Consider the following 20770-nt stretch of genomic DNA (forward strand, 5'->3'; position numbering starts at 1 on the left):
CGGAGAAATTATGTTAATTACAACTGGGGAAACAAAAAATGGGGATCTAGTGAAACGAGCGATGGTTCTGGCTGAAGCCACTGGATCTTTATATGTCCCGCGAAATAAAACTTCTCTAGCCCGGCTTGCAGAAGAGTACAAGGATGATGAGATTGTTGTGGTCGTAAAGGAAGGAGCACGTCTTAGCCGTCAAAACGAACCAGAGCTTTCTTTTCACCCGAGTATGGGGTATGTCAGAGCGAAGCGTATTTTACGGGGGGAAAGTGATCCGATGCTCACGGCAGGCGACATCAAGGAAGGAGATACCGTGCTTGATTGCACAGCCGGATTAGGTACGGATGCCCTGGTTTTTGCAGTAGCTGTTGGAAAAAGCGGTCACGTTATTGCTTGTGAAAGCTCGCATTCCTTATACACATTATTACTCGAAGGAATGAAGTACTACCGTACAGGCAAGCCTGAGGTAAATGAGGCATTAAGATCGATTGAACTAAAACATAGTGATCACCTGAGTTTGCTCAAACAGATGGAAGACAATAGCGTTGACGTTATTTATTTCGATCCTATGTTTCGTCAGCCGATGCTGGATTCGAGCGGAATAAAGCCGCTTCGTCCATTCGCAAATGATGCTGCGCTGCAGATAGAGAGTATAATAGAGGCCCGCAGAGTCGCAAGAAAGCGGATCGTAATGAAAGAAAAAGCCGGAAGCGACGAATTTACAAGACTTGGGTTTCGTGAACCCGATCGTTCGAGGTCGAAAATAGTGTACGGAGTGATTGAACTTGACAATGAGCAATAAGCCCAAGCTGCTTGTCCTTGTAGGCCCTACAGCGGTGGGAAAGACAAAAATGAGTATAGAACTAGCCAAAACTTTTAACGCCGAGATCATTTCAGGTGATTCTATGCAGGTATATCGGCAGATGGATATCGGAACAGCGAAGATTAAACCAGAAGAAATGAATGGGATTCCTCATCATCTAATTGATATTCATGAACCCGACTATCCTTATTCGGTAGCAGAATTTCAAGAGAACTGCCGTCATTTGATCGAAGATATTCATGCGAGAGGAAAGTTGCCTTTTATCGTAGGAGGCACAGGACTTTATGTGGAATCCGTATGTTATAACTTTCAGTTCTCGGAAGTGGGATCTGATGAAGATTTCCGTAAGGAACAATTTGATTATGCGGATGTGCACGGGCCTGAGAAACTCCATGAGAAGTTAAGAGGAATTGATCCTCCGAGTGCCGATCGATTACACCCTAATGATGTAAGACGTGTGATTAGAGCGCTTGAAATTTATCATATGACAGGCATGAGACAATCCGATCAGCTTGCGGCACAAAAAAAGGAATCTCCGTATGATCTATTTATCGTCGGTTTGACAATGGATAGACAAATGCTATATAAACGTATTGAAGACCGTATTGATGAGATGATGGAAGAAGGTTTAGTACAGGAAGTAGCTTCGCTGTTAGATCGGGGTGTAGGACCAGGTTGCATTTCTATGCAAGGTCTCGGATACAAAGAGATTGCTTCTTATCTTCGAGGAGAAGTTCCGCTAGAAACAGCAGTAAGTGAACTGAAGAGGGATACGCGTCGATTCGCCAAACGACAGCTATCCTGGTTCAGACATATGAAAGATATTCATTGGGTGGATATGACGGATACTGCAAATTTTTCTACGAGTTTCGCAATGATACGTGATATAATAGCTGAAAAGCTGAATTTGAAGTAACATCATCTTCAAAACAATCTAATAGAATTATTGGGGGTACGGCTAAATGACCAAGTCCATCAACATCCAGGATACGTTCTTGAATCAAATGCGGAAAGAAAACATTCCAGCAACCATATTTCTAGTCAACGGTTTTCAAATTCGAGGTACTGTAAAGGCATTTGATAATTATACGATAGTTGTCGATAGTGACGGACGCCAGCAAATGATCTATAAGCATGCCATATCCACTTTTACACCTCAGCGCAACATTTCACTAATGCAAAATGGAAACAATGAAGAATAAAGAATGAAACTTTCTTAAAAAGTAATCGTTAATAGTGATAAGGAATTGGCGGAGCAACCTGTAAAGGTTGTTCTTTTACTTCCTGCGGTATTTTTCCATGTTTCTACAAATACTAAAGAAAAAGACATAAGGTAGCATTCATCATGCGTACCAAAAAGGAGTTAGGGAGGTATCATGTCAAACGATACACTGTCCAGATCCGGCAATCGCAACAATAAGAATAATAAAAAGAAACCAAGCGATAAGAAAGCCGGATCTAAGAAGAAAAAAATCACACGTAAACGCGTAGGTTGGACTTTATTTTTCACAGCAGCTTTTGCCATATTCATTGCACTGGCTGGATACTTGTTCATTATGGTTAGTGGAGAACGCATTCTATCTGCGAATCTGGATAAGATGACCGTGAACGAAACATCGAAAGTTTATGACTCACAAGGAAACGAGATTAGTGAGCTTTCGATAGAAAATTGGGAACCAGCTGAAGAAGATGAAATTCCGCAACTCGTAAAAGATGCATTTGTTGCTACAGAGGACCGCAGATTTTATGAACACAAGGGTGTAGACCTTTGGTCCATTGCCCGTGCTGCGGTAAAGGACGTTATGGCTCGTTCATTAGTTGAAGGGGGCAGTACAATTTCCCAACAGTTAGCTAAAAACGTATTCTTGACTCGGGATAAAACTTTCTTCCGTAAAGCTACAGAAGTGTCTATCGCACTAGCCATAGAGCGGAAATATACCAAAGACGAGATCCTTACCATGTATCTGAACCGTGTGTGGTTCGGATATCAGGAGTATGGAATTAAAGCAGCTTCGCAGTTTTATTTTGGTAAAGAGGATCTAAATGAACTGGAACTATGGGAAGTTGCGACACTCGCTGCGATTCCAAAAGGGCCGTCTGCTTATAACCCTTCAGGGAACCCAATTGATTCCAAAGCACGCCGCGGTGTAGTTCTTGATCTGATGTATGATCAAGGATATATCACGAAGGAAGAGATGGAAGAAGCGAAGGAAGTTGAATACACATACGAAAGACCAAAAGAAGAACGTAAATATGATTCGTATGTGGACTATGTTCTGAAAGAAGCCGAAGAGGTAACAGGCAAAACTACCGATGATTTGAATATTGGCGGATATCAAATTTATACGGCGATGAGTACGCAGGCTCAGGAAGCAGTCGAAGAAGCTTTCAAAAACGATAATCTGTTTGAAGATAGTCCTGATGATGAGAAAGTCCAAGGTTCTATGGTCATTATGGATCATGAGACAGGAAGTATCGTTGCTCTTCAAGGAGGACGCGATTATCAGCGTCAAGGCTTCAACCGAGCAACAAGCAGTTATCGTCAGCCGGGATCGGCATTTAAACCGATTGCATCTTATGCACCAGCCCTAGAAACAGGGAAGTTTACGAAAAACTCTAGTTTGAGTAATGCACAGCAATGTTTTGGTAATTACTGTCCGAAGAACTTACACGGATACTCCAGTACCATTGGAATGGCAGATGCGATTACAAAATCAGAGAATATCCCTGCAGTTTGGTTGCTTAACCAAATTGGTGTAGGTACTGGCTACGACTTTGCTAAAAAACTTGGTATTACGATGACGGAAGATGATCGTAACCTTTCGATGGCGCTCGGTGGTCTGAATAAAGGGACGAATACACTCGAAATGGCTGCAGCCTACAGTGCATTTGCCAATCGCGGTCAATACCAGGAAGCCTATGCAATTACGAAGATCGTAAATAGTGATGGCAAAACGATTTATGAGCATAAAGATGATAAAGAACAAGTGATGAGCGAAGAAACAGCTTATCAGATGACTGAAATGATGCAAGAAGTAGTAAACAGCGGTACAGGTACAAGTGCTAAACTGAGCCGTCCAGTGGCTGGTAAGACAGGTACGACACAAAGCGGTATTCCTGGAAACAGTGCAAACCGTGATGTATGGTTTGTTGGTTATACACCGGAATATACCGCAGCCGTATGGATGGGGTATGATAATCCAGATGCAGAGCACATGCTGAAAAACAGCAGTAAACTTGCTGCTACCTTCTTCAGTACAGTTATGGAAAAGGCACTGGAAGGGGTAGAGCGGAAAGAATTCTTTACACCAAAGAATGAAATTCCTGACACTCCTGAGGCTCCTCCGGTAGAAGAACCGAAAGTAGATGTATCCGTCAGCGGTCTGAGTGCTTCGTATGATGTAAACCAAAAAGCGGTATCTCTAAGCTGGAAAGGATCATCAACGGAAGGTGAGAAGTACCGCGTATACCGTAAAGAATCTTCAGAAGGTTCATTTACTCGTATCCAGGATGGAATCTCAGACACAAGTGCAACCGATACGGGAGCATTACCTGGACTCACCTATGAATACTATGTAACAGCCATTAACCCAGAGAATGGAGAAGACTCTGCTCCGTCGAATACAGTTACCCTCTTTATTGAAGCGGAAGAGGTAATACCAGAAGAGCCAGAGCAGCCAGAAACCATTCCTGATGAGGAAGATGAAAATTCTGGCGAAGACCAGAATGGAATCGATAATGGTGCAAATAACGGTAATGGCAATGAAAATGGTACCGGTAATGGATCTGATAATGGATCTAACGCAGGAAATGGTAATGGTAACGGCAATGGCAACGGAAATAATAATGGAAACAATGGAGGAAATGTAAGTGGCGGCGGTGAAACGGAAACCCCTGATCGGGGTGAAAACAGCGGATCTGGTGGAGAAAATGAAACAACCCCTCCAGAGGAAACGGTTCCTCCTGCTAGCGAGACCCCTCCTTCTACTAATGGAGCCACCACTCCTCAAGTAGATACAAACAAACAAGATGAAACTACACCCTAAATGAATGATTTTAACTCAAAAGAAGCCAGCAGGTGATGAAACCTGCTGGCTTCTTTCTGTTCTATCGGAAGCCACTTTGAGTGTATATCTTAAATATGGTAAGCTGTAAATACCTTGTAGATCGTTCTTGATTGAGATACGAAAAGTGCGAATTAAGAACTTGGATGTAGTGAATGGATTACTTCATCAAAATGAAAGACATCCTATTTGGATGTGAGTAATGAATGAAGAGGGATGAGGATGAAGAGAAAATTCGGAGATCGTGCCAATTGGCGAAGAATTACCAATCGGCAATTTGCTTGCCGATATGTGGAGAGCGAAGAATTCACAGGCTATTTATCCCTTTATACGATTCATGATTTGAAGGAACCGTTGTGGAAGACGTATGGTGGATATACATTTTGTACTGCAGATAAAGGTTACTCTTGGCTTCAGTATTTTCCAAAAGATGAACATTATGTTGTAACAGCTATGTTTGATGATGAGGACCAAATTGTTGAATGGTACATTGATACATGTCGTAATCAGGGGATTACGGATCAAGGAGTACCTTGGTTTGATGATTTATATCTCGATGTGATTGTCCTCAAAGATGGAGAAGTATTTTTACTGGACGAAGATGAACTGGATGATGCACTGGAGAAAGGCCATATCACAACAGCAGATTATGAACTATCGACGAGAACGGCTCAGTATCTTCTTCAGACGATCGATGCTCATTCCTTTCCTTATTTCAAAATGTCCCTGGAAGATCGGGCGAATCTATTTGAAAATGGTGACTTTAAGGAGTAGACATGAAGATAGAGAAGATAAGAAAGAGACAAAGATTAAAAGATGTTATCTACGCCACGAAAGCTAGAAAGCGATTTTTTAAGTCAATCCTCTTGTTGGCAGTTCTCTTTTTACTGTGGATCGGGTATACCCAGTGGAGAATCCTTACGCCAAGCGAATCGAATATAAGTGGACAAAAGGTAGATGTCGGAATTGTACTTGGAGCCTCGCTTTGGGGGGATGTACCGAGTCCTGGTTTGCAGGAACGATTGGACCATGCGCTGATGTTATATGAAAAAGGGACTTTTACTTATTTCATCGTGAGCGGAGGGCTTGATAGTTCTGAGCATAGATACACGGAAGCTGAAGGGATGCAGCAATACCTTGTTCGTCAGGGAGTAGATCCTAAGTATATTCTTTTAGAGAATGAAGCTACGAGTACTTACGAGAATTTACTATACAGCAAACGTATCATGAATGAATATGGGCTCCGTTCTTCGGTGATTATTACTCATGATTTTCATGGTATGAGATCGCTTGAAATTGCTGCCTTCCTTGATTATGATAAACCAATGATTTCACTAGCTGAATCCGTCGCCATGCCATTTTGGCCTAGCCAAATAAGAGAAACTCTTGCTTATTCCAAGTGGAAGATGGATCAAATTGTGCTCTCTTTCTAACAACCTACTTCGCAAAACTTCTAATAACATTCGCTCCGCTAGAATACCTTAAGTAGAGGAAGTTAAGCCCCTGAAGAGTAGAGGTGAGCGTTTGATGAATGGAAGAGCGATGGCAGCTGGAGGGGGTCAGGAAGGTAGACCTTCCCGGCAAATTAATGTGGTACTTCGTAATCACACGGATTTGTATAGTGTACAGGGCGGCTCAGCAGCAGAGGCCGATACGCCGCAGACTCAGATCAAGGATAATCCTCAATTCGCTATGTATCAGGATATTCAAAAAGAGTTAGACGAACTTGTGGGACTTGAAAGTATAAAAGATTTTGTGTTTGAAATCTATGCGTTTTTGCAAATTGCACAGATGAGGGCCCAAGCTGGTCTTGTGAGCGGCTCTCATGTCTACCACATGGTTTTTAAAGGAAATCCGGGTACAGGTAAAACAACGGTAGCACGGATTGTTGCAAAACTTTTTCAGAAGATGGGCGTTCTTACCAAAGGACATTTGATTGAGGTAGAACGTGCCGATCTTGTGGGTGAATATATTGGACATACAGCTCAAAAAACGCGGGATCTCGTAAAAAAATCACTTGGTGGTATTTTATTTATTGATGAAGCCTATAGTCTGGCTCGCGGCGGAGAGAAAGATTTTGGTAAAGAGGCGATCGATACATTAGTAAAGGCAATGGAAGATCACAAAAATCAATTTATTCTCATCCTTGCCGGATACTCAGAGGAAATCGATTTTTTTATGCAGACCAATCCTGGTTTACCTTCTCGCTTTCCCATTCAGATTGAGTTTCCTGACTACTCCATTGATCAATTGATCCAAATATCAGAACTTATGGCGAAAGAACGGGATTATATTTTAATGCCGCAGTCCATACTCAAATTAAAACAACATTTGCTAGATGAAAAGAATGATACCTCTCAAGCATTCAGTAACGCAAGATATGTTCGGAATATTATTGAAAAGTCGATTCGTCATCAGGCGGTCCGGCTCTTAAATCAATATTCGACAGGAAGCCCGGGAAAGCTAGAGCTGATGACTTTGCGAACAGAGGATTTAAAACTTGAGACGAAATAAATAAAAAAACAATGATACAAGCAAACGATATGAAAAATAAGGGGCAAACATGATGGCAAACACCACGCATGAAACAAATATGGATATAAAAGATAAAGCAATTTTGGTCAGTCTAGTGACTGATCAAGTGAAACGAAGTGGAATTAACCCAGAATATTCTCTGGAGGAACTTGTTAAACTGGCAGAGACAGCAGGGGTTGAAGTACTTAGTGTAATTTCGCAGAATAAGGAAAGAGCGGATACCAAATGGTTTATCGGAAAGGGAAAAGTAGAAGAACTTAGACTCGTTGCGGATGAACTGGGGGCGACTACGGCTATTTTTGATCAGGATCTCTCGGGTGCTCAAGTACGGAACCTGGAATCAAGCCTCGATCTCAAAATCATTGACCGTACTCAGCTCATCCTTGATATTTTTGCTCAAAGAGCAAATACAAGAGAAGGAATTATACAAGTTGAACTCGCACAGCACTCTTATTTACTTCCGCGCTTGTCCGGTCATGGCAAGAATTTATCACGTCTAGGCGGCGGAATCGGAACCCGTGGACCGGGGGAAAGCAAGCTTGAAACAGATCGTAGACATATTCGTAATCGAATCAGCGATTTGAAACGTCAACTGGAAGAAGTGACACGTCATCGTAAACTGTACAGAGAGCGCCGCAAAAAGAGCGGAGTTATACAGGTTGCTCTTGTTGGTTATACGAACGCGGGAAAATCAACCCTACTAAAGCAGCTGACTGCAGCAGATGTATACATTGAGAATCAATTGTTTGCTACACTTGATCCTACTTCTCGTACGATGGAACTTCCCAGCGGCAAGGAAATTGTTCTAACTGATACGGTTGGTTTTATTCAAAATTTACCGCATGATTTAGTCGCTGCATTCCGCGCTACGCTTGAAGAAGTGAATGAAGCAGATCTTATCCTCCATGTAGTGGATGCATCATCCGAGATGAGAGAAGATCAGATGAAAGTCGTTCATAAGATCCTTGAGGAACTAGGAGCGGCGGATAAACCGCAGATTGTTCTATTTAATAAAAAAGATGCATGTACACCCGAACAGCTACAAATGTTGCCATCAGGTAAAGGGTATAAGAAGATCAGTGCCTTTGATGAAGCTGATTTACTCAGCATTCGCGAGATGATTCAAGAGGAACTGGCAGGAGATACGGTTAAGTTCCGCATACCTGCAGAAAGAGGAGATATTACTTCTGTTATTTACCGTGTGGGTGATGTAATTAATACTGAATATGATGAAAGTGATGTTATATATGAAGTACAAGTTCAGCAAGGGGAATATGAGAAGCACGGATATTTGCTGAAAGATTTTATTGAAGTTTAATCATTTGACGTGATTTTACCGGTAACGATATAACAACTAAAGTGCATATCATGTCAGATTTGTACGCATGAGGAGAGAAGAAGAACATGAAGGCCGTTTTTTCAGAAGAAATTGTTCGCTTAGGACAAGAGATTGAAGAGAAGATTGAAGGTAGACTCAGAGAAGTCGACCGTATTATCGACAAAAATCAGTGGAAAGTCATTGAAGCTTTTCAGAAGAAGCAAGTAAGTGATTATCATTTTGCAGGTTCCACTGGGTATGCTTACAATGATCGCGGACGTGAAGTGCTGGATGAAGTTTATGCTGAAGTTTTTGGGGCAGAAGCAGCATTAGTGCGGCCGCATTTTGCCTCGGGGACACATACCATTGCTACCGCGCTTTATGGAGTACTTCGTCCAGGAGATGAACTGCTATATATTACAGGCACGCCGTATGATACGTTACATAAAGTCATAGGAAAAGCTGGGGATGGCACAGGTTCATTACATGATTTTGGAATTACGTATCAGGAGACTGCACTCACCGCTGAGGGTTTGATTGATTGGAGCGCAGTGAAAGAAGCTATCAATGAACGTACAAAAGTGATCGGTATTCAGCGTTCTAGGGGCTATGACTGGAGATCATCTTTTACGGTGGCGCAGATTGAAGAGATGGTTCAGAAAGTGAAGGCGTTAAAAGAAGACGTCATTGTGTTTGTTGATAATTGTTATGGGGAATTTACGGAAGAGAAGGAACCTACAGAAGTAGGCGCTGATCTAATTGCAGGTTCTCTGATTAAAAATCCGGGCGGTGGTATTGCCGAAACCGGTGGTTATATTTGCGGAAAAGAAAAGTATGTTCAGCTTGCTGCATACCGGCTTACTGCACCAGGAATCGGCGGAGAAGTTGGAGCCATGCTTGGGACTACAAGAGGGATTTATCAAGGTTTGTATTTAGCTCCTTCCACGGTCGGACAAGCAATCAAGGGAAGTATATTTGCTGCGGCTATGTTTGAAGCGGTTGGTTTTGTCACAAAACCTGCATGGCATGAGATGCGGACCGATCTCATTCAGGCTGTTTCTTTTGATGGCCCAGACCATCTTATTGCTTTTGTACAAGGGATTCAGAAAGCTTCGGCAATCGATAGTCATGTGGTACCAGAACCTTGGGACATGCCAGGGTATGAGCATCCAGTGATCATGGCAGCAGGAACTTTTATTCAAGGTGGAAGCCTTGAACTTTCAGCAGATGCACCGATTAGAGAACCTTACATAGGATATATGCAAGGCGGTCTTACTTACTCCCATGTGAAATATGGCGTTCTTATGGCACTGCAAACAATGAAGGACCGTAATTTACTGTGAGTTTTCCTTACATATCATTGACACTTCATATCATATAAATGTACAATGATGGTATATAGTATACTTGGAAGGTAGATGAACGACATGGGTGATGAAATCCGCAGAAATATGGCCTTATTTCCTATTGGAATCGTTATGAAACTTACGGATCTTTCTGCAAGGCAAATTCGTTATTATGAGCAGCATAATTTAATCGTCCCAGCGCGTACATCAGGAAATCAACGTCTTTTCTCTTTTAATGATGTAGAACGATTGCTTGAGATTAAAGCTTTAATTGAAAAAGGGGTTAATATTGCGGGGATTAAGCAAGTAATGAACCCGGTAACAAAAGAATCAGAGGAAGCAACGGTTATTACTCCTGACACCGAAGTGAAACGAAGAGAGCTATCGGATTCTCAGTTGCACCGGATGCTTAAGCAACAGCTGGTTGCTGGTAAACGTCCAGGGCAGGTTTCTTTAATTCAAGGTGAGTTGTCACGCTTCTTTAACAAAAAGTAAGTTTCTTAAGCCGAAACTTAGGTGATAAGTTGAAATAGGACTTCAGGTTCACTTTCTTGACATGTGGAAGTGCGCCTGTGACAATGAATGGGGAACCAACATTTTCTAAAGCAATAGCAATCGTGTTATTGCTTTAGAAAACGGATCGGCTGTCCTGCATGCACTCATTGAAGCTGATACTTATATGAAGAAAAGGGAGAGGATTTTGTGAGTTTTACTAAAGAGGACATTATTCGTATTGCAAAAGAAGAAAATGTACGCTTTATCCGTTTACAATTTACTGATCTGCTCGGTACGATCAAGAATGTTGAAATTCCAGTGAGTCAGTTACAAAAAGCATTGGATAATAAGATGATGTTTGATGGATCTTCCATTGAAGGTTATGTTCGTATCGAAGAATCCGATATGTACTTGTACCCGGATCTAGACACTTGGGTCGTATTCCCATGGGTTGCTGAGAACCGTGTTGCACGTCTTATCTGTGATGTATATATGCCAGATGGTACTCCATTTGCAGGAGACCCGCGTGGTATTTTAAAACGTGTACTTAAAGAAGCAGAAGAAATGGGCTACACTTCCATGAACGTGGGACCTGAACCTGAATTCTTTTTATTCCGTACGGATGCGAACGGTAATCCGACAACTGAACTCAACGACCAAGGTGGTTATTTTGACCTTGCTCCAATGGATCTTGGTGAAAATTGCCGTCGTGAGATCGTACTTACCTTGGAAGAGATGGGCTTTGAGGTTGAAGCTTCTCACCATGAAGTAGCTCCAGGACAACATGAGATTGATTTCAAATATGAAGAAGCTATCAAAGCAGCGGATGAGATTCAAACTTTTAAACTCGTAGTAAAAACAATTGCTCGTCAGCACGGTCTGCATGCAACCTTTATGCCGAAACCACTATTTGGTATGAACGGATCAGGGATGCACTGTCACCAGTCCTTATTTAAAGGTAATGTAAATACATTCTATGATGAGTCTGACGAACTTGGTCTGAGTAAAGAAGCTCGCCATTACATGGCAGGTATTCTGAAACATGCTCGCGCTATGGCAGCGATCACGAATCCAACCGTGAACTCTTACAAACGTTTGGTTCCTGGATATGAAGCACCTTGTTACGTAGCATGGTCAGCAAGTAACCGTAGCCCGATGATCCGTATTCCAGCATCACGTGGTCTCAGTACTCGTGTTGAGGTTCGTAACCCGGATCCAGCAGCAAATCCTTACCTTGCACTTGCAGTTATGCTGAAAGCAGGCCTTGACGGTATCAAACGTGAATTGACATTGCCGGCTCCAATTGACCGTAATATCTATATCATGTCAGAAGAAGAGCGCATTGAAGAAGGTATTCCTTCCTTGCCAGCTGACCTGAAAGAAGCATTACATGAACTGATCCGTAGTGAAGTGATTACGGATGCACTAGGCGAACACGCACTTGCTCATTTCTATGAATTGAAAGAAATCGAGTGGGATATGTATAGAACTCAAGTACATCAATGGGAACGCGATCAATATTTGACGCTATACTAAAACTTGTAACCTTTGGCGCTCTAAGCGCCAAGGGTTTTTCTTTTTCGGGGAGAGGACAACTGGGAAGTTAATTGTGGGTGGTCACCCCAGAAATACCCACAAAGTTTGTGTATTCTCATACTTTTCAATTGAGTCTTTTTCTATTTTCTTTGATACGTGAGCATAGATATCTGAAGTGATACTGATACTTCCATGGCCAAGTCGTTCTTCTCAGCACCTGTTTGTAAAAGTAATAAAGCGTGAGTATGCCTTAATCAATGGGGAGGTATACTTGGTAATTCAGCTTTATTAAATATTCTCGAAAATGCATGAGCAAGGTTGATTTCGGCAAAAAACTGCCACCATCTATACATAAAAATAAATTCAATTCATTAGCTTTAACGGAATACCTTTTTATCAGCTTAAATATATCCAATGTAGTCTTGTTATAAATCTTGTTATGGAGTTAGTGATTGATCCCATCTCCTTTGGCATTTACAGCTGTAGGCTATGTATAAGCTGACTTTTAATGCTTATTCTTGCGCTGATATGCTTCCTATAACTTGGTTTTCTCAATCCAAACTTCACTTTACACCCTCGAATTTACAATATAATCTAATACTGTTATATTGATTTTATCAAAGCAGAATATATTACATATCATTTCAGACTCTCTCATCCATAATGAGATCATAAAAAAGCGAGGTTAATTATTTGAATACACTTACAACAAATGCAGTGCCCACTACTATTCAGTATATGACTGTGGTCGTTCCACTTATCACGGCAGTGCTTACATTTATTCTTACTTCATTGTTTACATCATTCAAAGAACGGAAAGCAATGAATATACCCAAAAGAGTGATACTTGATTACGCAGAATACACATTTGATTACCCTTTTGAGAATAAAGTTAGTGAGAATCATGGTAATGGAAGAATACTTCTAGGTTCTAACGGAAAAAACATAACGAACGAAGCTTTAGATTTTTATAAAGGAGCAAGAACTAGATCACCTCTTCAGTTTTTAGTTTTGAAGAATGTAACTGAAAATAATATGATTAATGTAAAAATCAGAACTGTATATGGTAGTAAAGAGGGTGAAAAAGTTGATGAGATGTTTATTATGCCGGTGTGGGAGCACAAAACCACATTATATCTGCCACAAACAGTTTATTGTAGCAAGTCTACCTTCTCGACGAATCTTGAATTGGTTATTACCTATACAACAGCCAATTTTGAAACATTTAAATATAGCTATAAAAGAACAAAGAAGAACTTGTACAAAGAGCGCCTCAAAAAGAGATATTTGGGTTTTATATGGTTAACGAAAATTCGGTATTTTAAACAATCATTTAACAGTTTTCTAGTTGTTCGTAGTAAGTTAGGATCAAGTGATAATAACCAGTAGTAACTAGTATATTTTAATTTGCACTAGGTCGCTGCTGTTTTTTTATTAGTGAGCTTATTGAGTTTTACACTTTTTTTGTCATTGATATAAGAACAAATACAAGTGGAAAATGATAATTACATAGCATGGGAAGAGAAGTAGAGTCTTGAAAGAATTTTAATTATGAGGGATGGGAAAGAGAAACAGACATACCAAAACAGCCAATAGATAAGCCGAATTCTAAGTACGGGATGGAGTTGGAGTGTTGATATGGCTTAAAGATTTAAAAGACAATGATATTTTGAAAGTCCCCGAGTGGTGCTCCCGCAGCGTAATGAAGTTCAAAGGTATTGACACTGCTATCTCCGTAAAATTAGTAATTGAAGCAATGAAATGTGAAATATTAAATATAAAAATTTGTTACTAGAAAGTCACCACATAAGTGAAATGTTTAGTTGCTTGTTGGGTTATTTAATATCTGGTTATAAAATATGAATGAGTGGTATAATTTCATAAAAAAGGTGATGAGACTAACATTGGGGATTTTTAATATCTTCTCTAAAAGAAATAAAGAAAATCAACAGGCTATATTTAAGCATGACGAACTACCTCACACGTTAAGGGTACAAATAATTCATATTTTACGAGACGCGATTGGTAAATATGCAAATGGTGCTTATTACCAAAATGAAGCTTCAAATGAAACTTGGGATTTTATTCACAAAGTACTATGTAAGGAGTACGGGGTTTTTTCTTTAAGCACAAAAGGACATAATTCACGCGATTATTGTTTCAATTTTCTACTAGACGAAGACTCAGTTGAAAGAGTTCTTGATATCATTGAAATATCTTTCAGAGTGATAGACATAGTTGTAAGGGATGACCACAGAAATTGGGTAAATAAAGAAATAATTCAAAGTCCAGAGGACGCAATTGAGGAACTCAATAAAAGGTTCCAGGAACATGGCCTTGGTTATCAGTATATTAATCAGAATATAGTTCGTGTAGATTCTGAATATATTTATCATGAGGCTGTTGAACCTGCTGTCAACCTACTTTTTGGAGAAGGATTTGAAGGAGCTTCAGAGGAGTTTATGAAGGCTCACCAACATTTCAAAAAGGGTAATGATAAAGAATCTGTGACTGAAGCATTGAAGGCATTTGAAAGCACCATGAAAACTATTTTTATAAAAAAAGGATGGAACTTGCCATCAAAACAAACAGCAAGTCCTTTAATTTCTGGGTTGTTTGAAAAGGAACTTATCCCTTCTAATCTTCAAACTCAGCTCAATTCGTTAAAGACGACGTTAGAAGGACTTGCAACAATTAGGAACCAGAATACCGGACACGGTCAAGGTGAAAAGAGCGTCAAAATTCCAAGATACCTAGTCGCTTATGCCTTACATTTATGTGCAACGAATATCGTGTTCCTTATTGAGGCATACAAAGAAAAAATGAAATGATAAAATGACTTAATGGTATTATCCCCTCATGGTAGACAGTGGAAAATGAGAAGATGTTACAATGAACTCAAACACTGGAGAACCGAAGGGGATTTTTGTTATGCCAGCGAAGAAAGGTTGAAATTTTAATCGATATAGTGAAGAAAAGAAGATAGAGGCTGTCTGTTTGCGAGTAGAAGAAGGATGGATGTACAGTCGAATCATGGAAAAGTTTAGAATTAGAAGTGAGAGCCAGATTACCATAGGGTTCGTTAAAGCCAAAACGAAGAATTTTATTTTAGTAGTGCTTATTTCCAGTACGATGTTTTATTATAAAAGAGAATGTTAGTGATTTATTGAATTATAATCACCCACAATATCCTAAAAAAATCACCTGCAAAAATCTGAAAACTATAAAAGATTATGAAGGGTGAAGTAACACAATATCGAATAAACGTATATAAAATAACATTTAAAAAGCCCTTTGATGTTTTGGGTTATACACAGAACGCAAGTACATCAATGTGAACGCGATCAATGTTTGACACTGTACTAAAACTTGAAACCCTTGGTGCCTCTAAGCGTCAAGGGATTTTTTTGGAGAAATGTCTATTGCCATTAGTGCCCACAGAATGACCCCAAAGTTCTGTAGTCTTTATATTTTTTCTACTATTTCTGTTCCTTCTCTTTTTCTAGAACGCAAGCTATGCAATTTTCTACAAAGTTCAACACTACTTCAGGTATGTGATATAGTCCTGACTTTAATGTAGGCAGCTTCATGACTTCCCAAAATGTCTCCTTCAATTTTTCGTCTCCATTAAAGGTTTCGTGTGATAGCTTTGTTAACTCGCAGGCAATGTTACAGCCTTTCTCAGATTCAGCTGGGACAGATTGTTGTATACACCGCTCAATCCGGCGTAGTAAAGAAATATATTGCTGAGTAGTCTGGATCTTACTACTTGGATTGGTTAGTGCACTTTGTAGAAATTCACTTTCGTCATCGTTGAAGTAATCGACCCATTGTTTAGAAATAGGCTGTACGTTATAGGCCCCAGATGAGAAACCTGGTCCCAGGAAAGTGTTCCTTCCAGGTCTATCATGTTGATCATAGACGTAGTGTTAGAAATACTACTTTGAAGAGTAGTGGCAGCTCTTGTAGATGATTATGATGAGGGACTAGTATATGGCGAAAAGATAGTTTGTTTATTACATTTTGAATGTCTTCCAGTGGTAGTGATAGCGATTTGAGTAGCGTTATCTTTTCGAGAGTAAATAAATCTTCTTCTGATTAATAACGACGTCCGTTATTTTCCATATAACTCGGTGTTAAGAGGCCGATTTGATCATATTAACGCAGCGTCCTTACGGAGATGTTCCGCTGTTTGGATACTTGTCTTGTAGTCTATCTATTCATGTAGTTTTCTTTTCTCCCCAAAAAGCTTGCAGGTGACGTAACGTCACCTAATATCATTGAATTATATCACAGAGGATTGAGGGAGTAAGAATAACAAGAAGAGAAATGTGGAAGAAAGTGGATCTATGGACATGGTGTGAGGTAGTTGCTTTATTCGCGCTTGAATTTGTATTCGTAATGTTTGTTATTAAATACGCGTTGCAGTAATTGTTTGAGAAATGGTTAGAGAATACACTTTATTCAGGAACACTTACATGGCTTACCATCGCGATTAAACTTTTGTTAGGGCTACATTTTGTTGCTTTACGACCGAAAAATCGGCCATGGGCAGATGTAGGAGTGAAGAGGTTTCCAGCAAAAAAATGGTTGGAGGATTGTACTTCGTCGGATACTAGTGCTCATTGTATCCAGTGTGATGACAGCTTATCTGACGAGTTTATTTGGAAATACGGTAGACAACAGCAAAACAGAGAGTCTGCAAGAAAACATCACAATTTTCACTATATTAATTGGTATTGTTTCGGCAGGGATCGTGTCACCAATCTATGAGGAAATATTTTATTGTGGATTTATTTATCGGTGGCTGCGGACTCGTGTTAATATGATTTGGGCGATTGTGATTAGCTCGCTTATCTTTACTTTTGCGTATTTTCCTACTATAAATGCAATGCCCGTGAATTTTATTAGTGGAATTGTGTTTGCATGGGCCTACGAACGCACGGGATCGGTCGTGCCTGGTATGATTTGTTCACGGTGTGTTTAATACAATAGCCGTGTTGTTAACAGCAATGGGTTAGAACGATGATTACTTTACGATTAGAGCTGATGAATCTATGTATTTCGGAATTAATTAGACGGGCAAGAGGGTTTTTAATAATTGGATACAAACCAAAATCCTTGTTGTTAATTGAGTACATTTCATACACAAACAAAGGACCAAATGAATTTAAACTAAAGGGGAATGAAATTGGCGATTTTACGAGATACATCTAGCGATGGTACTTATGTTGAATTTTCTTTTGTTAAGTGTATTCCAGGTGAATTTGAAGGTTGTCAGCTAAATTTTAAGTATTATAAAAATTATAAAAAAGTATATGATTTCGTTTTTGGTTGGACGAATCTCACCATTAGAGATTACATTGAAGTAACATCTGGTTTTCCGCTGGATATGTTAAATGACTTTATACTAAATAATTTATATATGTCTTTTGAGAATCACCTTTATGGATTGGAGTGGAAAAAGCGGAAAGAGAAAGATACATATCGATTAAGATTATATGATTCCAGAATAGACTGCCAACTGAATGTGATAGATACTGAAGTAAGGGAATTTGGAAATGAATTAAGGATTGAATGGGAAAAAGGACTTATCAATGTGAGATAAGTTGATCCTAATGATTAGTAGTGGAGTAAAACGTGAAAAGCAGAGATCTGAGCTGTAAGATCTCTGCTTTAAAAAATATAAGTGCAGTAATTTATTTATATTTAACTATAAAAAATCAATTAATGAAAATCACGGAAAAGACCAATAACTTTACCTAGTATCGTTACTTTTGTAAGCCGGAGAGGTTCATATGTAGGATTCTCAGGCTGAAGACGTACATGATCTTTTTCTTTATAGAACGTTTTCACTGTAGCTTCATCATCTTCCGTCATAGCTACGACGATTTCCCCATTGTTAGCCGTTTGTTGCTGACGAACAATGACATAATCCCCATTGACAATACCTGCTTCAATCATACTATCGCCTACTACATTCAACATGAACACTTTCTCTTCACCAACATATTGCATAGGTAAAGGGAAATAGTCTTCAATATTTTCTGTTGCAGTAATAGGAATACCTGCGGTTACTTTACCAACTACAGGAACTCTGACAACCGTCTGAGCAAATTGGCTTGTCTCATCTAACTCATCATGACTCAACAGTTCAATCGCACGAGGTTTTGTAGGGTCTCTTCGAATTAAACCTTTTTTCTCCAAACGATCCAAGTGTCCGTGAACAGTGGAGCTGGACGCGAGTCCGACAGCTTCACCAATCTCTCTTACGGACGGTGGATATCCTTTTAATCGAACTTCATTTCGTATAAACTCCAAGATTGCTAATTGCCTGCTGGACACCTTCGACATACCGTATCAACTCCACTTAATAACGTTTGGGAAAATTATAGCATAGAACCTCCGTTCGTACAAACGTTAGTTCTAAAATAGAACGAACAATTGTTCTAAAAAGTTATTGTCCAAAACACATGTTCGTGTTATAGTGATCAATATAGAAATGAGAACAAACGTTTGGAGGACGATATATATGCTAAAATACAGTACATACAACAGTATCTATAGCAATACTGAAGGAGTTAAGGATCATATTCTACTTGGTAAGTTACTTCATCAATTGATTTATAATAATAGACGCTTTTTGGTTCGGCTGGTCATTATTCTTAGTGTTGCTTTTTTATGTCTGACCGGGTTTATGACGATTTTTACTAATGCAAGTAAAATTGTTTCCTATCAAGAGTTTGTTGTATCTACAGGAGATTCTTTATGGTCGATTGCTTTGGATCATAAACCACAACGCATGGATACTAGGGAATATGTTGAACGAATCAAACAGCTGAATGTGATGGAAACGAGTGATATTCAAACAGGACAAGTATTAAATTTACCTCATGTAGAGTAAGAGAAGATACTTTTTATATTTCAGCATTTTTTCTATTAATAAAGTTTAATGAAGTTTTCTTTGAATTTACAATTCATGAATGCTGTCTATATCGTTTTTTTATGCATGACCGGCAAGGGCGCAATTTACAATTGTGTCCTTTTTTTGTTGTTTACATAAGGAGGTCTGACCATACAGGTATATACCTTGACAACCCTTTATTTACATGGCAAAGTTAAGGGGATTGTGCTTTTTTTAAGGGAGCAATTTAGATGAAGGAAGAGGATTCCATTATGCTAAAACTACTTTTATTCCCACGAGAAAAGTATAGGTTTAATCATAGTTATGAGTGGAGAGTTAGTAAATAACTACCATGATATAATAACTGCATTGTACAGATTTTAAAGGGGGATTTACATGGCAAGTTCATTTGAAAGAGCAGTCAAAAGGAATCAACACAAAGTAAATAAAAATCGCAAAAAAAAGGGACAACCCGTCCTTGGTTCCGGAATGGAAAATGAAGATATTTTCAAAGGAAGAGCGTTTATCTTTCCTTTCGTACTCGTTGTACTAGCCTTTATGTTCTTAACACTTAGTGGTCTTACAAAAGGCGGCGTGGCTGGATTTGATTGGGTTGTATTTGTACTTTATATGGGACTAGCACTGATGTATTTCTTCCGTCGTCCTTATCTTAAAGTAGGTAAGAAACGGATCAAGACCATTAAGCTGAGTAGAGAACGTTCACTTGGTGCAGAAGACATCAAACGCATTGTGGTAGATAAAGGTTCTATTATTATTGAACACAACGCTAAAGGCAGTAACTGGGCTTTCAGTCGTTTGCTTAATTTGTATGATACCGACGCAATGGGCGAAAGATTAATTTCCTTTGCACAGACACATCAGATTCCAGTAGAGGATAAGAAAGCTCTTAAAGAAGCTAAATAAATCGATGTACTCAAGGGGAGAGAACAAGATGTCAATTAAAGCAGTGATGTTCGACTTGGATGATACCCTGCTATGGGATGAAAAGAGTGTAGAAGAAGCTTTCTACGAAACATGTCTCTATGCCTCAAAAAAATGCGGTGTAGATCCTCATGAACTTGAAGTATCGGTAAGAAACGAAGCTAGAAAGCTGTATGAATCTTATGAAACATATCCATTTACGAAAATGATTGGCATCAATCCCTTTGAGGGACTATGGGCGAATTTTAATGCTGGAGAACAGCCGGAGTTCAGAAAGCTCGAACAATTAGTACCGGGATATCGTAAAGATGCTTGGACGAACGGACTTGCGGCACTTGGTGTGAATGATAGCGAACTTGGTGCGGAGTTAGCTGATAAATTTGGTAAAGAGAGAAGATCTCGTCCTTATATGTATGATGAGACTCTCGAAGTTCTCACAGAGCTGCAAGGTAAAGTGAAGCTGCTGCTTCTCACCAATGGATGTCCTTCTTTACAGCAAGAGAAGCTCGACGGTGTTCCTGACTTGGTACCTTATTTCGATCACATCGTTATTTCTGGGAAGTTTGGTAAAGGAAAGCCCGATGCTTCGATATTCCAGCATGCCTTATCACAGCTTGATGTGTCTGCTGAGGAAGCACTAATGGTAGGGGACAAGCTGACTACTGATATTAAGGGTGCGCTTTCCGCAGGAATTAAAGCAGTGTGGATTAACCGTAATGAAAAAACAAACGATCAATCCTTTCAACCTGATGTTGAAATTAAACATCTTACTGAAATTTACGAACTATTATCATAAAAGAACAACTTTAGATT

The 20770-nt window shown here is 39.6% G+C and carries 19 protein-coding genes; 18 read left to right on the top strand and 1 reads right to left on the bottom strand.

Translation table 11 applies throughout. The features are described from left to right. Positions 1-10: 10 nt before the first annotated feature. The 15 genes from H9647_RS08735 to H9647_RS08805 all read left to right on the top strand — a co-directional run bounded on the left by H9647_RS08735 (position 11) and on the right by H9647_RS08805 (position 17719). The gene (locus H9647_RS08735; RefSeq protein ID WP_191799339.1) at positions 11-796 is read left to right on the top strand and encodes a class I SAM-dependent methyltransferase; all 786 of its coding nucleotides are present in this window, start codon (positions 11-13) and stop codon (positions 794-796) included. Continuing rightward, entirely contained in the window at positions 780-1733 is a 954-nt protein-coding gene (miaA, locus tag H9647_RS08740; protein WP_191799340.1) for a tRNA (adenosine(37)-N6)-dimethylallyltransferase MiaA, read from the top strand. Before H9647_RS08735 ends, miaA begins: the two co-directional genes overlap by 17 nt. 46 nt (positions 1734-1779) lie before the next feature. Beyond that, on the top strand, positions 1780-2019 hold the full coding sequence (hfq, locus tag H9647_RS08745; RefSeq protein WP_160031946.1) for an RNA chaperone Hfq: 240 nt from the start codon (positions 1780-1782) through the stop codon (positions 2017-2019). Between the two features lie 174 nt (positions 2020-2193). Continuing rightward, the gene (locus H9647_RS08750) at positions 2194-4863 is read left to right on the top strand and encodes a transglycosylase domain-containing protein (RefSeq protein WP_191799341.1); all 2670 of its coding nucleotides are present in this window, start codon (positions 2194-2196) and stop codon (positions 4861-4863) included. Between the two features lie 240 nt (positions 4864-5103). Further along, positions 5104-5655 carry a DUF402 domain-containing protein gene (locus H9647_RS08755; protein WP_191799342.1) on the top strand — a complete coding sequence of 184 codons (552 nt, stop codon included), beginning with the start codon at positions 5104-5106 and terminating at the stop codon, positions 5653-5655. A 2-nt stretch (positions 5656-5657) separates the two neighbouring features. After that, a complete protein-coding gene (locus tag H9647_RS08760) occupies positions 5658-6314 on the top strand; it encodes a YdcF family protein (RefSeq protein WP_191799343.1) in 657 nt (218 codons plus the stop codon). A gap of 94 nt (positions 6315-6408) precedes the next feature. Then, complete coding sequence (locus tag H9647_RS08765) at positions 6409-7395, top strand: AAA family ATPase (protein WP_191799344.1); 987 nt, start codon at positions 6409-6411, stop codon at positions 7393-7395. A gap of 52 nt (positions 7396-7447) precedes the next feature. Then, positions 7448-8734: a GTPase HflX gene (gene hflX / locus H9647_RS08770; protein ID WP_191799345.1), complete on the top strand. Its 1287-nt coding sequence runs from the start codon at positions 7448-7450 to the stop codon at positions 8732-8734. Between the two features lie 86 nt (positions 8735-8820). Further along, a complete protein-coding gene (locus H9647_RS08775) occupies positions 8821-10077 on the top strand; it encodes a methionine gamma-lyase family protein (protein WP_191799346.1) in 1257 nt (418 codons plus the stop codon). Between the two features lie 84 nt (positions 10078-10161). Next, positions 10162-10575 (top strand): MerR family transcriptional regulator, encoded by a 414-nt coding sequence (locus H9647_RS08780; RefSeq protein WP_160032050.1) that lies wholly within the window; start codon positions 10162-10164, stop codon positions 10573-10575. A 207-nt stretch (positions 10576-10782) separates the two neighbouring features. Next, positions 10783-12111, top strand: a complete 1329-nt coding sequence (gene glnA, locus H9647_RS08785) for a type I glutamate--ammonia ligase (RefSeq protein WP_191799347.1) — start codon at positions 10783-10785, stop codon at positions 12109-12111. A 693-nt stretch (positions 12112-12804) separates the two neighbouring features. Then, complete coding sequence (locus tag H9647_RS08790) at positions 12805-13500, top strand: hypothetical protein (RefSeq protein ID WP_191799348.1); 696 nt, start codon at positions 12805-12807, stop codon at positions 13498-13500. A 515-nt stretch (positions 13501-14015) separates the two neighbouring features. After that, positions 14016-14942, top strand: coding sequence for an STM4504/CBY_0614 family protein (locus H9647_RS08795; protein ID WP_191799349.1), 927 nt, complete (start codon positions 14016-14018; stop codon positions 14940-14942). A gap of 1787 nt (positions 14943-16729) precedes the next feature. Next, positions 16730-17098 (top strand): CPBP family intramembrane glutamic endopeptidase, encoded by a 369-nt coding sequence (locus H9647_RS26140; protein WP_318245277.1) that lies wholly within the window; start codon positions 16730-16732, stop codon positions 17096-17098. A gap of 204 nt (positions 17099-17302) precedes the next feature. Further along, positions 17303-17719, top strand: a complete 417-nt coding sequence (locus H9647_RS08805) for a hypothetical protein (RefSeq protein ID WP_191799350.1) — start codon at positions 17303-17305, stop codon at positions 17717-17719. A gap of 119 nt (positions 17720-17838) precedes the next feature. On the opposite strand, the gene lexA is transcribed toward H9647_RS08805, so the two are convergent. Further along, positions 17839-18465: a transcriptional repressor LexA gene (lexA, locus tag H9647_RS08810; RefSeq protein ID WP_160031939.1), complete on the bottom strand. Its 627-nt coding sequence runs from the start codon at positions 18463-18465 to the stop codon at positions 17839-17841. Between the two features lie 178 nt (positions 18466-18643). Between lexA and H9647_RS08815 the strand changes: the two genes are divergently transcribed. The 3 genes from H9647_RS08815 to H9647_RS08825 all read left to right on the top strand — a co-directional run bounded on the left by H9647_RS08815 (position 18644) and on the right by H9647_RS08825 (position 20753). Continuing rightward, positions 18644-19015, top strand: coding sequence for a LysM peptidoglycan-binding domain-containing protein (locus tag H9647_RS08815; RefSeq protein ID WP_191799351.1), 372 nt, complete (start codon positions 18644-18646; stop codon positions 19013-19015). Between the two features lie 396 nt (positions 19016-19411). After that, positions 19412-19939 (top strand): methyltransferase, encoded by a 528-nt coding sequence (locus H9647_RS08820; protein ID WP_191799352.1) that lies wholly within the window; start codon positions 19412-19414, stop codon positions 19937-19939. Positions 19940-19967: 28 nt separating this feature from the next. Further along, positions 19968-20753, top strand: a complete 786-nt coding sequence (locus tag H9647_RS08825) for an HAD family hydrolase (RefSeq protein WP_191799353.1) — start codon at positions 19968-19970, stop codon at positions 20751-20753. Positions 20754-20770: the final 17 nt, after the last annotated feature.

Origin of the sequence: Paenibacillus gallinarum, from assembly GCF_014836635.1 — a bacterium.
GTDB lineage: Bacteria > Bacillota > Bacilli > Paenibacillales > Paenibacillaceae > Paenibacillus > Paenibacillus gallinarum.

Bases quoted from the DNA above. Each gene is read 5' to 3' on its own strand.
- H9647_RS08750 (WP_191799341.1), top strand. From the start codon at position 2,194: ATGTCAAACGATACACTGTCCAGATCCGGCAATCGCAACAATAAGAAT.
- hfq (WP_160031946.1), top strand. From the start codon at position 1,780: ATGACCAAGTCCATCAACATCCAGGATACGTTCTTGAATCAAATGCGG.
- H9647_RS08735 (WP_191799339.1), top strand. From the start codon at position 11: ATGTTAATTACAACTGGGGAAACAAAAAATGGGGATCTAGTGAAACGA.
- lexA (WP_160031939.1), bottom strand. From the start codon at position 18,465: ATGTCGAAGGTGTCCAGCAGGCAATTAGCAATCTTGGAGTTTATACGA.
- H9647_RS08780 (WP_160032050.1), top strand. From the start codon at position 10,162: ATGGGTGATGAAATCCGCAGAAATATGGCCTTATTTCCTATTGGAATC.
- hflX (WP_191799345.1), top strand. From the start codon at position 7,448: ATGGCAAACACCACGCATGAAACAAATATGGATATAAAAGATAAAGCA.
- H9647_RS08815 (WP_191799351.1), top strand. From the start codon at position 18,644: ATGCTAAAATACAGTACATACAACAGTATCTATAGCAATACTGAAGGA.
- H9647_RS08755 (WP_191799342.1), top strand. From the start codon at position 5,104: ATGAAGAGAAAATTCGGAGATCGTGCCAATTGGCGAAGAATTACCAAT.
- H9647_RS08760 (WP_191799343.1), top strand. From the start codon at position 5,658: ATGAAGATAGAGAAGATAAGAAAGAGACAAAGATTAAAAGATGTTATC.
- H9647_RS08825 (WP_191799353.1), top strand. From the start codon at position 19,968: ATGTCAATTAAAGCAGTGATGTTCGACTTGGATGATACCCTGCTATGG.
- H9647_RS08775 (WP_191799346.1), top strand. From the start codon at position 8,821: ATGAAGGCCGTTTTTTCAGAAGAAATTGTTCGCTTAGGACAAGAGATT.
- H9647_RS08820 (WP_191799352.1), top strand. From the start codon at position 19,412: ATGGCAAGTTCATTTGAAAGAGCAGTCAAAAGGAATCAACACAAAGTA.
- H9647_RS08765 (WP_191799344.1), top strand. From the start codon at position 6,409: ATGAATGGAAGAGCGATGGCAGCTGGAGGGGGTCAGGAAGGTAGACCT.